Raw genomic sequence first — 14,119 nt, forward strand, 5'->3', positions numbered from 1 at the left:
GGCTCGGTCGAACTTCGAGGGACCTGCGTGATGCATGTCGAGCGGTGCGGTCGCCGGGACGGGTCCGATGGGGCTCGCCTTGGCGGCTCGTGCATCTGTTGCCAGAGCAGCACTACTTTGTGCTGCGCGTCTGTCAACTTCTTGCAATGTACGATTCGCGAGGCTACGCACGGTTGTCCAGTGCGTCAAGGTGCTGACGGCAAGGTCGACGTTGCGATTCGGCAGCGACGGACGATCGACCCGGCGCGAGCTGGTCCCGCGGCGGTACCGTCGTCGCATGACCGTCGACCCGCGTGCCGCGCTGGACCGCCTGATCGCCGCCCTGGAGGCGCACTACCACGCCGTCGTGCAGCGGCACGGCGAGGACGACCCGGCGGTGGACGACGCGTACGACGTGCTCGCGGACGCGTTCGAGGTCTACGACGACGCGCTCGGCACCGTGCACGGCGAGGCCACGCCGTTCTACCTCGCCGAGGAGGACGACGACGAGGACGAGCTCGACGAGGACGAGCTGGACGAGGACGGGCTCGACGAGGCCGGCGACGAGCTGGACGAGCTCGACGAGGACGAGCTGGACGTCGACCCCGTGCACTGATCGCGCCAGGGCCACGACGATCCCGACCGGGCGTAGGAGTCGTCGGGAACGGATCCGGGCTGGAGCCTGTACATGATTCTCCGCGCCGCCGACGAACAGGACGACGCCCTCGACGTCGCGCTCGAGGCGCTCGTCAACACTTTCGCGGCGTTCCACCATCACCGCGACGACGACGTGCTCGCTCAGGCACTCGCCGCCCTCGACCTCGCCCCGCCGGGCGCCGACTTCCCCCAGCCGCACTGAGCGCCGCCCCCTGGTGGCCGGGTGCGCGCCCTCGTCGGTCCGCCGGTCATGGGTGCAGGGATCGGTGCGGGGATGGGTGCAGGTCTCGGCGGGTAGGCGCCGCGAGTTCTGCACCCATGGCTGCATCGACGGGTTCGGCGCCCGCCGCCGCGCCCACCGACCGCCGCCCTGCCGCCCCGTCCCACCGGCCGCCGCCCCGCCCTGCGACGACTATCGGTGCAGGGATCGGTGCAGATCTCGGCGGGTGGACCCCGCGAGTTCTGCACCCATGGCTGCATCGTCGGGTGCGGCGGGCGCCGGCCTGGCCACCCGCCGACCTCCGCCGCCCCCGCTCCATCGGCGCCCCATCCCCGCGCCGACTGTCGGTGAAGGGGTGGGTGCAGGTCTGGGCGGGTGGGGCCCGCGAGTTCTGCAGCGGTGGCTGTACCGACGGGTGCGGCTAGAAGCGCTCGGGGTAGCCGAGCGCGGGGGCGCTGACGTCGTCGAGTGCCGCGACGAGCTCGTCGGGGAGCACGAGGTCGAGCGCCGCCAACGAACCGCGGAGCTGGTCCGCCGTCCGCGCTCCGACGAGCGCGCTCGCGACGCCCTGGCGCTCGGCAAGCCACGCGAGCGCGACCTCGAGCGGCGCGCGACCGAGGCCCTGCGCAGCGGTCAGCAGCGCGTCGACCACCGCCGCGGCGCCGGCACCGAGGTAGGGCCGCACGAAGCCGGCCAGGTGCGGTGACGCGGCACGGGAGTCCGCCGGGATGGTCCGGCGGTACTTGCCGGTGAGCACTCCGCGGCCGAGCGGCGACCAGGCGATCACGCCGGCACCGAGGGCCTGTGCCGCGGGCAGCACCTCTCGTTCGATGCCGCGCTCGAGGAGCGAGTACTCCGCCTCGACGGCGGTCAGGGCCGCACCGAGCGGTCCTGCGCCGGCGAGCAGGGTCGCGACGTGGGCGACCTGCCAGCCGGGATGGTTCGCGAGCCCGACGTAGCGCGCCCGGCCGCTCGAGACGGCGTGCGCGAGCGCGCCCGCGGTCTCGGCGAGCGGCGTGCGCGGGTCGGGGGTCTGCACCAGGAACAGGTCCACGTGGTCGGTCCGCAGCCGGGCGAGCGACTCGTCGAGCGAGGCGAGAAGCGCGCCGCGCGAACCGTCGACCACGGCTCCGTCGGCCGTTCGTCGGATCCCCGCCTTGGTGCACAGCACCACGTCCTGACGCGTGAACGGTCCGGAGAGCAGCTCGCCCAGGAGCTCCTCGGCGCCGCCGTCCGCGTACGACGCTGACGTGTCGACCAACGTGCCACCGGCCTCGACGAAGTCGCGCAGCTGTTCGGCAGCCTCGTGCTCGTCGGTGTCGCGGCTCCAGGTCATGGTGCCCAGACCGAGGCGCGAGACCCGCAGCCCGGTGCCTCCGACGTGGCGCAGTTCCATGGTGCGTCACCCTAGCCCGGCTATCGTTGCCGCCCGTGGCAGACATGGGCGCGGGCGCAGCGATCATCCTGGGATTCGTGCAGGGACTCACCGAGTTCCTCCCGGTCTCCTCGAGCGCCCACCTGCGGATCGTCGGCGAGCTGCTCGGCGCCGACCCCGGCGCGGCGTTCACCGCGATCACCCAGCTCGGGACCGAGACGGCCGTGCTGCTGTACTTCCGCAGGGACATCAAGCGGATCGTGCTCGCGTGGTGGGCGGCGCTGCGCGGCGCGTACGGCACCGATCTGCGGGCCCGGCTGGGCGCGCCGCAGGACAGACCCGTGGACCACGACGCGCTGATGGCCTGGTTCATCACGCTGGGGACGGTGCCGATCGTCGTGCTCGGGCTGGCGTTCCAGGACTCGATCGAGCACACGTTCCGGAACCTGTGGCTCGTCGCGTTCACGCTCGCGGGCTTCGCGCTGGTGCTGGGCTGGGCCGACCGCGTGGGCACCAAGGTGCGGCCGCTCGACCAGCTCACGCCCCGGCACGCGGTGCAGTTCGGCTTCTGGCAGGCGCTCGCGCTCGTGCCCGGCGTGTCACGCTCGGGCGGCACGATCACCGGCGGCCTGCTCATGGGCTACACGCGTGAGGCCGCCGCGCGCTACTCGTTCCTGCTGGCCATCCCGGCGGTGTTCGGCTCCGGGCTGTTCCAGCTCGTGAAGTCCGCGGACGACTTCGGCGCGGCCGGGACGCCGGGGTTCGGTGCGACCTTGTTGGCCACGCTCGTCGCGTTCGTCGTCGGCTACCTCGTGATCATCGTGTTCCTGAAGATCATCTCGACCTTCAGCTACAAGCCGTTCGTCTGGTACCGGCTCGGGGTCTCCGCGTTCGTCGTCGTGCTGCTGCTCACGGGCGCGGTCGAGGCCGTCCCGGCGTGACCCGACGGCACGTCCGGCGACGGCTCAGAGCCAGCCCGAGCGCCGGAACGAGCGGTACAGCACCGCGCACACGGCACCCATCACGACGAGCACGAGCGGGTACCCGAGCTTCCAGTCCAGCTCCGGCATGTAGCGGAAGTTCATGCCGTAGATCCCCGCGATGAGCGTCGGCACGGTGATCATCGCGGCCCAGGCCGAGATCTTGCGCATGTCCTCGTTCTGACGCACCGAGACCTGGCTCAGGTGGACCGAGAGCATCGCGTCGAGCAGGCCGTCGTGCGCGTCGAGGTGGGAGCCGATCCGATCGGCGCGGTCACGCACGTGCCGCAGCCAGGCCACCGACCGGTCGTCGGATCCGGGCCGCAGGCGCATGCGTCCGCCGCCGCGCGACGACGACGTCTCGGCCTCCAGCTCCGGCAACGTGCTGCTCATCGGGCCGAGCGCGCGGCGAGCCTCGGCGATCTCGCGTTTGAGACCGTAGACGTCGCTGAGCGGGTTCGTGCCGTCGCCGTCGTCGGAGAACACCGTCCGCTCGACCTGCGCGACCGCGTCGCCCAGGGCCGCCTCGACGTCCGCGGCACGGTTCACGAGCGTGACCAGCGTCGCCGCGAGGACCTGCCGGACGCCGGTGTCCGGCAGCGGGAGCCCGTCGCAGAGCTTCTCCGCCGCGCGGCTCAGGACCCCCGCGTCGCCCAGCTCGCACGTGATCAGGAAGTCCTCGGTGACGACGCAGGTGAGGATCCCGGTGTGCACGTCGCGCGTCGACTCGACGTAGGCGACCGTCGGCATCGAGAGCATCACCTCGCCGTCGTTGGACCGGTTGACGCGGCCCCGCACGTGGCGCCCCGAGTCGTCGAGGTCCTGCGGCGAGGGTCGAGTGGTGGGGTCCGCCCAGCGCGCGACCTCGTCGAACACCGGGTGCGAGTCCAGCATGCGCAGCCCCTGCACGCCGACCCCGAGTGCCTCCGCGGCAGCTCGCAGCTCGTGCGGGCCGACGGTGTCGACCCACACCGGCCGTAGCGCGGGGAGCTCGGCAACCCGGTGCCAGCCGCCCTCGCCGGGCACGTAAAACGTGCGACCCTGCTCGTCTGCCACGTCCGCATTGTGTCGCGGTCGGCCGCCGAGCGCCGTGCGAACGGCCGCGGCTCGCCGGTTAGGCTTCGGACGTGTTCACCTGGCCGGCCCCCGCGATCCCTGCCCTACCCGGTCGTGGCGGACCCGTCCGGGTCCGGGACGCCTCGTCGGGCCGGCTCGTCGTGGCGGCCCCGGGCGAGAACGCGACGCTGTACGTGTGCGGCATCACGCCGTACGACGCGACGCACCTCGGGCACGCCGCGACCTACGTCGCGTTCGACGTGCTCCAGCGCGCGTGGCGGGACGCGGGGCAGCGCGTGACGTTCGCGTCCAACGTGACCGACGTCGATGACCCGCTCCTGGAGCGGGCCACTGCCACGGGCGTCGACTGGCGGCTGCTCGCCGACGAGCAGATCGCGTTGTACCGCGAGGACATGACGGCCCTGGGCGTGATCCCGCCCGACGTGTGGTCCGGCGTCGTCGAGTCGGTGCCCGCGATCGTCGCCGCGGTGGAGAAGCTGCTCTCGTCGGGCGCGGCCTACCGCGTGCCGTTCGAGGGTTCTCGCGAGGGTGTCATCGGGTCCGACGAGCCCGAGGACGGCGACGTGTACGCGGACCTGTCCGCGGATCCCGCGTTCGGCTCGGTCGCCGGGCTGGACGCCGCGACCATGACCGACCTCGCGCGCGAACGCGGCGGCGACCCCGACCGGCCGGGCAAGCGTTCGCCGCTCGACCCGCTGCTGTGGCGCCGCGAACGCGTCGGCGAGCCTGCGTGGGACGGCGGGCTGCTCGGCCGCGGCCGGCCGGGCTGGCACGTCGAGTGCGCCGTGATCGCGCGCGACGCGCTCGGGCTGCCGTTCGACGTGCAGGGGGGCGGGTCCGACCTGCTGTTCCCGCACCACGAGATGAGCACGTCGCACGCGCGCCTGCTCGACAGCGGCGAGGGCGCCCGGGTGCACGTGCACGCAGGGATGGTGGGCCTCGACGGCGAGAAGATGAGCAAGTCGCGCGGCAACCTCGTGCTGGTCTCGACGCTGCGCGCGGCGGGCGTCGACCCCATGGCCGTGCGGCTCGCGATCCTCGCACACCGCTACCGCGACGACTGGGACTGGACCGACGAGGGCCTGTCGTCCGCGCGCACGCGGCTCGCGACCTGGCGGCGGGCGCTGTCCGGCAACGGCGGCCCCGACGCGTCCGGAGTGCTGACCGGCGTGCGGGCGGCCGTCGCCGACGACCTGGACACCCCGCGCGCGCTCGAGGTCGTCGACGAGTGGGCTGCGCGTTCCATCGCGGTCGGCGACGACGAGAGCGAGCTCGTCGAAGGGGCACCCGGCGTCGTCGCCCGGACCGTGGACGCGCTGCTCGGGGTGCGTCTCTAGAGGTCCGACCCTAGGGAGTGCCCGGCTCGTCCCGGCGGCGCAGGTACCGCTCGAACTCCTGCGCGATCGCCTCGCCGCTGGCCTCCGGGAGCTCGGCGGTGTCCTTGGCCTCCTCGAGCTGGCGTACGTACTCACCGATCTCGCCGTCCTCGCCCGCGAGCTCGTCGACGCCGTGCTGCCATGCCGCCGCGTCGTCGGGCAGCTCGCCGAGGTCGATCGGCTCGCCCAGGAGCTGTTCGAGGCGGTGCAGGATCGCGAGGGTCGCCTTCGGCGACGGCGGGTGCGCGACGTAGTGCGGGACGGCCGCCCACACCGACAACGACGCCATCCCGCGGACTCCGGCCTCGTGCTGCAGGATCCCGACGATCCCCGTCGGCCCCTCGTAGGTGCTCGAGTCGATCCCGAGCCGCTTGCGCGTCGGGGCATGCTCGCTCGAGACGGTCACCGGGATCGGGCGGGTGTGCGGGACGTCGGCAAGCAGCGCACCGACGGTCACGACCGTGCTCACCCCGAGCGACTGCGCGATCTCCAGCAGCTCGTGCGTGTACCGGCGCCACCGCATCGACGGCTCGATCCCGTGCACGATCACGACCCGCCGCCCCGACCGCCGCGTCTCGGCGACGGCCACCGCCGTCGTGGGCCACGTGATCTCGCGCTTGCCGTCGGCGCCGATGCTCACGTGCGGCCGGTTCACCTGGAAGTCGTGGTACTCCTCCGGGTCGAGCTCGTCGACCTGCTCCGCGTCCAGCACGTCGTGCAGGTGCTCGAGCGCGTGCGTCGCCGCCGAGCCGGCGTCGTTCCAGCCCTCGAACGCGGCCAGCAGCACCGTCTCACCGGCGGGCAGCTGGCGCGGATCCTCGGTCATTCGCCCAGCCTATGACGCCGTACCCACGACGTCCTCGGCGTCGTCCGGCGCGTCGGGGCACGCCGGCGCGTGCGTCTTCCTGGCCATGAGCAGATCTGCTCGCTCCCTGCGGGCCGGGCCCGGGTTCGGCGTGTCCGCCTCACGGGGTCGGGCCCCGGGTACGTCAGACTGCACGTGGGACTGCACGTCGTCGGTCGATACCGACATCGTGGTGGTCCACCATTCCGGATGAGGTGCGAGGTCAGAGGCTTGACAGAGGTGCGGACGCCGCCCGCCGCGGTGCTGTGGGACATGGACGGGACGCTCATCGACACCGAGCCGTTGTGGATGGCGGCCGAGAGCACGTTGGTCGCCGCGCACGGAGGCGTCTGGACGGCCGCGCAGGCCGTGGCGATGATCGGCAGCCCGATGGCGGTCGCGGGGGCGCACCTGCGCGCGGCCGGCGTCGAGCTGGAGGACGCCGAGATCATCGCGGCGCTCAACGCGCAGGTGCGCGCTGGGGTCGCCGCCGAGACGCCGTGGCGACCCGGCGCACTGGCCGCACTGGCGCGGCTGCGGGCGGCCGGTGTGCCGCAGGCGCTCGTGACGTCGTCCTTCGGGGAGCTGGCCTACCCGTTCGCCGACACCGCGCAGGTCTTCGACGTGGTCGTCGCGGGTGACGAGGTGGTGCACGCCAAGCCGCATCCCGAGCCGTACCGGCGGGCCGCCGAGCTGCTCGGCGTGCCGGTCGAGGCGTGCATCGCGGTCGAGGACTCGCGTTCCGGTGTCGCGGCCGCCCTCGCCTCGGGCGCGCGGACGGTCGCGGTGGACGGGCACCAGGTCGTGCCCGACGACGCCCGCCTCAGCAGGACCGGACACCTCGACGCGCTGAGCCTCGACGTGCTCGCGCGGCTCGTCGCGGGAGAGGTCCTCGACCTGCGCTGACGTGCCGGCAGGCAGGGTTCGGGCACGCGCCGCTCACGCACCGATCACGCGGCGGGCGTGACGCCGGTGGCGCGCTCGACGGCGGCGGGCTCGAGCACGGGCGGCGTGCCGCCGAACTGCGGGCAGTGGTCCTGGAACGAGCACCACGCGCAGAGCTTCGAGGGGCGGGGACGCCAGTCGCCCGTGCGTGCGGCGTCCTGGATCCCGGCCCAGATCGACCGGATGCGGGCCTCGAACGTGGCCATCTCGGCCTCCGTCGGGTCGTGCTGCAGCACCACGCCGTCACCCAGGTACTCGAGCTGCAGGCGCTTGGGCAGGACGCCGCGCGTGCGCCAGATGACGTAGGCGTAGAACCGGAGCTGGAACATCGCCGAGCTCTCGAACCCCGCGGCCGGCGAGCGGCCCGTCTTGTAGTCGACGACGCGGATCCAGCCGTTGGGCGCGACGTCGATCCGGTCGACGATCCCGCGCAGCTGCGGGCCGTCCTCGACGTCCGTGCTCACGCGTGCCTCGCGCTCGGCCGGCTCCAGCCGCGTGGGGTCCTCGAGCGTGAAGTAGGTGCCGAGCAGCGCGGCCGCGCTCTCGGTCCAGGTGGCGAGCTCCTGCTCGTCGGCGAACAGCGCCGCGAGGCCGGGCTCGGCCTCGAGCAGGCCGGCCCAGCGCTCCGGCAGCAGCGCGACCGCGCTCGCGTGCGTGCGCTCGGCGGCCGGCAGGTCGAACAGCCGCTCGAGCACCGCGTGCACGAGCGTGCCGCGCGTGGCGACCGCGCTCGGTGGCTCGGGGAGCCGATCGATCGAGCGGAGCCGGAACAGCAGCGGGCAGCGCAGGTAGTCACCCGCACGCGACGGCGAGAGGCCCGGACGGTACTCACCCGCCGCAGCGGGCTCGTCGCCGGGTGCGGCCGGGACGGCGGCTGCACCAGGAGCGTCGGTGCCGAGGGGGGAGGTCACGACGACGAGCGTAGATCGGCCCACCCACACGACCGTGCGCGACCCGCACGGGTGGACCGCCTAGCCTGTGCGCATGAGCAGCCCGTCGTCACGTCGCAAGTCGGGCTGGGTCGTCGGGCACGTCGCGGGAGCGCCCGTGATCGTCGCGCCGTCGTGGCTGCTCGCGGTCGGCGTCCTGACGTTCCTGTACGCCGACACGGCCCGCGCGCTCACCGGCCTGAGCGGCAGCGCCGTCTACGTCGTCGCGCTGTCCTTCGTCGTGCTGCTGTTCGCCTCGGTGTTCCTGCACGAGCTCGCGCACGGTCTCGTCGCACGATCGCGCGGGCAGCAGCCGCGCGAGTTCGTCCTCACGCTGTGGGGCGGCCACACGTCGTTCGACGCGGTCTCGGCCACGCCCGCGACCTCGGCGCTGATCTCGGTGGCAGGGCCCGTGGTCAACCTGGTGCTCGCGGCCGCGTTCTTCGTGCCGCTGCGCCTCGACCTGCTCGAGCCGCACACCGTGCTCTGGGCGCTGATGTGGTCGGGCGCCGCCGCGAACGGCTTCGTCGGGCTGTTCAACCTCGTCCCGGCGCTGCCGTTGGACGGCGGCCGCGTGCTCGAGGCGATCGTGTGGGCGACGAGCCGCGACCGGCTGCGCGGCACGATCGTCGCCGGCTGGTGCGGGCGCGTGTTCGCGGTCGGCTTCGTCGCGTGGGCGCTGCTCGCCTCGACGGGCGACGGCGGGGAACCCGACTTCTTCCTCGTGGCCTGGTGCGCAATCATCGGCGCGTTCCTGTGGTCCGGGGCCTCGGCGGCGATCAAGAACGCGCACGTCGTGCGGCGCGTCGACGGCGTGACGCTCTCGAGCGTCGCGCGACGTGCCGTCACGGTCGGGGCGAGCGACTCGGTCGCGCACGCCGGGGCCGTCGCGGCGACGGGCGGGGCGCAGGAGGTCGTCGTGCTCTCCCCGGACGGGAGACCGGCCGCGTACGTGGACCGCGCGGCCGCGGCCGCCGTGCCGGCGGAGGTGGCCGGGACGACGCCGGTGACCGCGGTCAGCGTGCCGTTGCCGGTCGGGGCGAGCGTCGACGGACAGCTCTCGGGCCGGGCGCTGGTCGACGACGTCGGTCGCGCCACGCGGTACTCACCGGTCGTCGCCGTGCTGGTGGACGGCCGCGTGATCGGCCTGATCCGCGCGACGGACGTGATCGCTGCGCTGCGCCCCTGACGTTCGTCGCGGACGCTCGTCGTCGGGGCTCGTCGTCGACACCTGTCGTCGACACCTGTCGTCGGCGCCCGACGGGACGACGCCTAGACTCGTCGCCCGTGACCACCCCCCAGCAGGACGCGAGCGCAACCGACGGCCCGACGGGCGCCGCGCTGCGGCGCGGACCGTTCCGCGTGGGGGAGCGCGTCCAGCTCACGGACCCGCGTGGACGGCTGCACACCATCACGCTCGCGCCGGGCGGGACGTTCCACACGCACCGCGGATTCTTCCGGCACGAGGAGCTCATCGACGCCGACGAGGGCACGGTCGTGACGATCTCGGGCGGCACCGAGTACCTCGCGCTGCGGCCGCTGCTGGCCGACTACGTGCTGTCGATGCCGCGCGGCGCCGCCGTGGTCTACCCGAAGGACTCCGGCCAGATCGTCACGATGGCGGACATCTATCCCGGGGCGCGGGTCGTGGAGGCCGGGGTGGGCTCGGGCGCGCTCACGATGTCGCTGCTGCGGGCCGTCGGCGACGGGGGATCGCTGCACTCGATCGAGCGGCGGGCCGACTTCGCGGACATCGCGCGCGGCAACGTCGAGCAGTTCTTCGGCGCGCCGCACCCGGCGTGGGAGCTGTCGGTCGGCGACCTCGCCGACGTGCTGCCGACCGTCGCGGAGCCCGGCTCGGTGGACCGCGTGGTGCTCGACATGCTCGCACCGTGGGAGAACCTGCAGGTCGTCGCGGACGCGCTCGCGCCCGGCGGCGTGCTGATCTGCTACGTCGCGACGACTACGCAGCTGTCGCGGCTCGCGGAGGACGTGCGCTCCGACGGTCGCTACACCGAACCCGAGGCGTGGGAGTCGATGGTGCGCGGGTGGCACCTCGAAGGTCTGGCCGTGCGGCCGCAGCACCGGATGATCGGCCACACGGGTTTCCTGCTCACCACGCGGCGGCTCGCTGACGGTGTCGAGGCCCCGTTCCGCAAGCGTCGGCCCGCGAAGGGCTCGTACCCCGTGGCCGACGACGGAGCGCCCGCGGTCGACGCGGACCTGTGGACCCCCGAGGCGATGGGCGAGCGCGCCACGTCGGACAAGAACATTCGCCGGGCGCAGCGTGCCGCCCACCCGGAGCGCCCGCGTCCCTGAGCGACGGACGACCCTGCGGATGCGCGAGTGCGCTCGTCGGGTGACGTTTGGGTTACGAGAGTCAACAACGGGCGCGGACGCGCCGACAGATGTTGACACTGGTGGTTAGGGTGACGAACCCGATGGACCCCAGGGGACGGAGGCGGGACCATGACCGATCCGACAGGGCGGGACCTGCAGCGGGAGCTCGCGCTCCTGGCCGCCAAGAACGAGCGCCTGAGCGACGCACTGCTCGCGGCGCGTGAGCAGATCGTCGAGCTCAAGCGCCAGGTGGACGACCTCGCCAAGCCGCCCGGCACGTACGCGACCTTCCTCGGCGCGCGTGCCGACGGCACGGTGGACATCATCTCGGCCGGCCGCAAGATGCACGTCGGCGCCAGCCCGGTGGTCGACGTGCACCGGCTGCGCCCCGGCCAGGAGGTCATGCTCAACGAGGCGCTCACGGTCGTCGAGGCCGGCGGCTACGAGAACGTCGGCGAGATCGTCACGGTCAAGGAGATGCTCGGGCGTCACCGCGCGCTCGTCGTGGGCCGGGGCGACGAGGAACGCGTCGTGCGGTTCGCGGGCCAGGTGACCGACTCCAACGTGCGCGTCGGGGACGCGCTCACGATCGACTCGCGGAGCGGGTTCGTGTTCGAGGTGATCCCGCGCGCCGAGGTCGAGGAACTCGTCCTCGAGGAGGTGCCGGACATCGAGTACGAGGACATCGGTGGTCTGGGGCCGCAGATCGAGGCCATCAAGGACGCGGTCGAGCTGCCGTTCCTGCACCCCGAGCTGTTCCGCGAGCATGGTCTGCGGCCGCCCAAGGGCGTGCTCCTGTACGGCCCGCCGGGCTGCGGCAAGACGCTGATCGCCAAGGCGGTCGCGCACTCGCTGGCCGCGACGGCAGCCCAGGCGCGCGGCGAGGACGTGGCGGAGGCCAAGAGCTACTTCCTCAACGTCAAGGGGCCCGAGCTGCTCAACAAGTACGTCGGCGAGACCGAGCGGCACATCCGCCTGATCTTCGCCCGGGCGCGCGAGAAGGCGTCGCAGGGTCACCCGGTCGTCGTGTTCTTCGACGAGATGGAGTCCCTGTTCCGCACGCGCGGCACGGGCGTGTCGTCGGACGTGGAGACGACGATCGTGCCCCAGCTGCTCGCGGAGATCGACGGCGTCGAGCGGCTCGAGAACGTCATCGTGATCGGCGCGTCCAACCGCGAGGACATGATCGACCCCGCGATCCTGCGTCCGGGTCGGCTCGACGTGAAGATCAAGATCGAGCGTCCCGACGCCGAGGGTGCGCGCGAGATCTTCACCAAGTACCTCACGACCGACCTGCCGATCCACCCGGACGACCTCGCCGAGCACGGCGGCTCGAAGTCGGCCGCGGTGGACGCGATGGTCACGCGCGTCGTCGAGCGCATGTACAACGAGACCGAGGAGAACCGCTTCCTCGAGGTCACCTACGCGAGCGGCGACAAGGAGATCCTGTACTTCAAGGACTTCAACTCGGGCGCGATGATCCAGAACGTCGTCGACCGGGCGAAGAAGCAGGCCATCAAGGACCTGCTCGCCACGGGCCAGCGCGGTATCCGCGTCGACCACCTCATGACCGCGTGCGTCGACGAGTTCAAGGAGAACGAGGACCTCCCGAACACCACCAACCCCGACGACTGGGCGCGGATCAGCGGGAAGAAGGGCGAGCGCATCGTCTTCATCCGCACGATCGTCCAGGGCAAGAAGGGCACGGACGGGTCGCGCACGATCGAGACGGTGACCAGCACAGGCCAGTACCTGTAGACATCGGTCACTAGGGTGGCGGCGTGACCGTACGCCGCGTGATGGGGATCGAGACCGAGTACGGCGTGCTTCAGCCGGGCAAGCCGATGGCCAACCCGATGCTGCTGTCGAGCCACGTCGTCGCCGTGCACGCCGGGCTGCGCGGGGGCGGGCGGACGAAGGCCCGCTGGGACTACGACGACGAGGACCCGCTGCACGACGCGCGCGGCTTCCACCTGGTCCGCGCGTCGGCGCACCCGTCGCTGCTCACCGACGACCCGGCGCGGCCCGCGCCGTCGGGCGACGGTCCGCAGGACGTCGAGCGGCCGATGGTGGAGGAGTACGAGGACCCCGGCGCCGCGAACGTGATCCTCACCAACGGTGCCCGGCTGTACGTCGACCACGCCCACCCCGAGTACTCGTCGCCCGAGGTCACCAACCCGCGCGACGCGGTGGTCTGGGACCGGGCGGGCGAGCTGGTGATGCTCGCGTCCGTACGCGCGCTGGCGTCGTTCCCGGCGCTGCCCGACGTGGTGCTCTACAAGAACAACGTCGACGGCAAGGGCGCGACGTACGGCACGCACGAGAACTACCTGGTGGACCGCGCGGTGCCGTTCGGTGACCTCGCGGCGCGCCTGATCCCGTTCTTCGTCACGCGCCAGGTCTACACGGGCGCGGGCCGGGTGGGGCTCGGCCAGCGCGGCGAGCGGCCGGGCTTCCAGCTCTCGCAGCGCGCGGACTACGTCGAGGCCGAGGTCGGGCTCGAGACGACGCTGCGCCGCCCGATCGTCAACACGCGCGACGAGCCGCACGCCGACCCCGCCCGCTGGCGGCGGCTGCACGTGATCGTCGGCGACGCGACGATGCTCGAGGCGGCCACGTACGTGCGGCTGGGGACGACCTCGCTGGTGCTGTGGCTCATCGAGCAGGCGGTCAGCGAGGGCGGCGCGCTGGGGGTGATCGACCGGCTCGCGCTGCGCGACCCGGTCGCGGCCACGCACGCCGTCAGCCATGACCCGTCGCTGACCACGCGCCTCGAGCTGGCCGACGGCCGTCGGCTCACGGCGCTCGAGATCCAGCGCGAGTACCTGCGGGCCGTGCAGGCCCAGCTCGAGGTTCTGGGCGACGAGCCCGACGAGCAGACCGCCGACGTGCTGGCCCGGTGGGAGAGCCTGCTGGACCGGCTCGCGGTCGACCCCGCCGACTGCGCGCGCGAGGTCGAGTGGGTCGCCAAGCTGCGTCTCCTGGACGGCATGCGCCGCCGCGAGGGCCTGGCGTGGGACCACCCCCGCCTGGCCGCGGTCGACCTGCAGTGGTCGGACCTGCGCCCCGAGCGCGGGCTCTACCACCGACTCGCCGCGGCCGGTGCGGTCGAGCAGCTCACGACGCAGGCCGAGGTGGACCGTGCGGTCGCGCACCCGCCGACCGACACGCGCGCGTTCTTCCGTGGCGAGGCCGTCGCGCGCTACGGCGAGCACGTCTCCGCCGCGTCGTGGGACTCGATCGTGTTCGACGTCCCCGGCTCCGCGACGTTGCAGCGCGTCCCGATGCGCGACCCGCTGCGCGGCACCCAGGCCCACGTGGGGGCGCTGCTGGAGACGAGCCCGGACGCCGCGACGCTGCTCGCCTCGCTCGGCGGCTGACGGGCGCGCCCGCGACC

The 14,119-nt window shown here is 72.9% G+C and carries 13 protein-coding genes; 9 read left to right on the forward strand and 4 right to left on the reverse strand.

Annotated elements, in window-relative coordinates; genetic code table 11:
- Positions 1–277: 277 nt before the first annotated feature.
- A complete protein-coding gene (locus CCO02nite_RS00465) occupies positions 278–595 on the forward strand; it encodes a primosomal protein (RefSeq protein WP_146841012.1) in 318 nt (105 codons plus the stop codon).
- Positions 596–667: 72 nt separating this feature from the next.
- The gene (locus tag CCO02nite_RS15580; RefSeq protein WP_186812530.1) at positions 668–838 is read left to right on the forward strand and encodes a hypothetical protein; all 171 of its coding nucleotides are present in this window, start codon (positions 668–670) and stop codon (positions 836–838) included.
- A 439-nt stretch (positions 839–1,277) separates the two neighbouring features.
- Here the strand turns inward: CCO02nite_RS15580 and CCO02nite_RS00470 are convergent, their stop codons facing one another.
- Positions 1,278–2,252, reverse strand: coding sequence for an aldo/keto reductase (locus CCO02nite_RS00470; RefSeq protein WP_146841013.1), 975 nt, complete (start codon positions 2,250–2,252; stop codon positions 1,278–1,280).
- Between the two features lie 44 nt (positions 2,253–2,296).
- Here CCO02nite_RS00470 and CCO02nite_RS00475 point away from each other — a divergent pair, with 44 nt between their 5' ends.
- Positions 2,297–3,172 (forward strand): undecaprenyl-diphosphate phosphatase, encoded by an 876-nt coding sequence (locus CCO02nite_RS00475; protein ID WP_146841436.1) that lies wholly within the window; start codon positions 2,297–2,299, stop codon positions 3,170–3,172.
- A gap of 24 nt (positions 3,173–3,196) precedes the next feature.
- Here the strand turns inward: CCO02nite_RS00475 and CCO02nite_RS00480 are convergent, their stop codons facing one another.
- Positions 3,197–4,267 carry a magnesium and cobalt transport protein CorA gene (locus CCO02nite_RS00480; protein ID WP_246117231.1) on the reverse strand — a complete coding sequence of 357 codons (1,071 nt, stop codon included), beginning with the start codon at positions 4,265–4,267 and terminating at the stop codon, positions 3,197–3,199.
- A 71-nt stretch (positions 4,268–4,338) separates the two neighbouring features.
- Between CCO02nite_RS00480 and mshC the strand changes: the two genes are divergently transcribed.
- Positions 4,339–5,625, forward strand: a complete 1,287-nt coding sequence (gene mshC, locus CCO02nite_RS00485; protein WP_146841014.1) for a cysteine--1-D-myo-inosityl 2-amino-2-deoxy-alpha-D-glucopyranoside ligase — start codon at positions 4,339–4,341, stop codon at positions 5,623–5,625.
- Positions 5,626–5,635: 10 nt separating this feature from the next.
- Here mshC and CCO02nite_RS00490 read toward each other — a convergent pair whose 3' ends face one another.
- Positions 5,636–6,490 (reverse strand): PAC2 family protein, encoded by an 855-nt coding sequence (locus CCO02nite_RS00490; protein ID WP_146841015.1) that lies wholly within the window; start codon positions 6,488–6,490, stop codon positions 5,636–5,638.
- A gap of 258 nt (positions 6,491–6,748) precedes the next feature.
- Here CCO02nite_RS00490 and CCO02nite_RS00495 point away from each other — a divergent pair, with 258 nt between their 5' ends.
- Entirely contained in the window at positions 6,749–7,414 is a 666-nt protein-coding gene (locus CCO02nite_RS00495; protein WP_307724026.1) for an HAD family hydrolase, read from the forward strand.
- 44 nt (positions 7,415–7,458) lie between these two features.
- On the opposite strand, the gene CCO02nite_RS00500 is transcribed toward CCO02nite_RS00495, so the two are convergent.
- On the reverse strand, positions 7,459–8,364 hold the full coding sequence (locus tag CCO02nite_RS00500) for a RecB family exonuclease (RefSeq protein ID WP_146841016.1): 906 nt from the start codon (positions 8,362–8,364) through the stop codon (positions 7,459–7,461).
- 73 nt (positions 8,365–8,437) lie between these two features.
- Between CCO02nite_RS00500 and CCO02nite_RS00505 the strand changes: the two genes are divergently transcribed.
- The 4 genes from CCO02nite_RS00505 to dop all read left to right on the forward strand — a co-directional run bounded on the left by CCO02nite_RS00505 (position 8,438) and on the right by dop (position 14,102).
- The gene (locus CCO02nite_RS00505; RefSeq protein ID WP_146841017.1) at positions 8,438–9,571 is read left to right on the forward strand and encodes a site-2 protease family protein; all 1,134 of its coding nucleotides are present in this window, start codon (positions 8,438–8,440) and stop codon (positions 9,569–9,571) included.
- A 98-nt stretch (positions 9,572–9,669) separates the two neighbouring features.
- A complete protein-coding gene (locus CCO02nite_RS00510) occupies positions 9,670–10,701 on the forward strand; it encodes a tRNA (adenine-N1)-methyltransferase (protein WP_146841018.1) in 1,032 nt (343 codons plus the stop codon).
- Positions 10,702–10,851: 150 nt separating this feature from the next.
- Positions 10,852–12,480 carry a proteasome ATPase gene (gene arc / locus CCO02nite_RS00515; protein ID WP_146841019.1) on the forward strand — a complete coding sequence of 543 codons (1,629 nt, stop codon included), beginning with the start codon at positions 10,852–10,854 and terminating at the stop codon, positions 12,478–12,480.
- A 23-nt stretch (positions 12,481–12,503) separates the two neighbouring features.
- Positions 12,504–14,102 carry a depupylase/deamidase Dop gene (dop, locus tag CCO02nite_RS00520; RefSeq protein WP_146841020.1) on the forward strand — a complete coding sequence of 533 codons (1,599 nt, stop codon included), beginning with the start codon at positions 12,504–12,506 and terminating at the stop codon, positions 14,100–14,102.
- The last annotated feature ends 17 nt before the right edge of the window (positions 14,103–14,119 follow it).

This window comes from Cellulomonas composti (genome assembly GCF_007990245.1).
Classification (GTDB): domain Bacteria; phylum Actinomycetota; class Actinomycetes; order Actinomycetales; family Cellulomonadaceae; genus Cellulomonas; species Cellulomonas composti.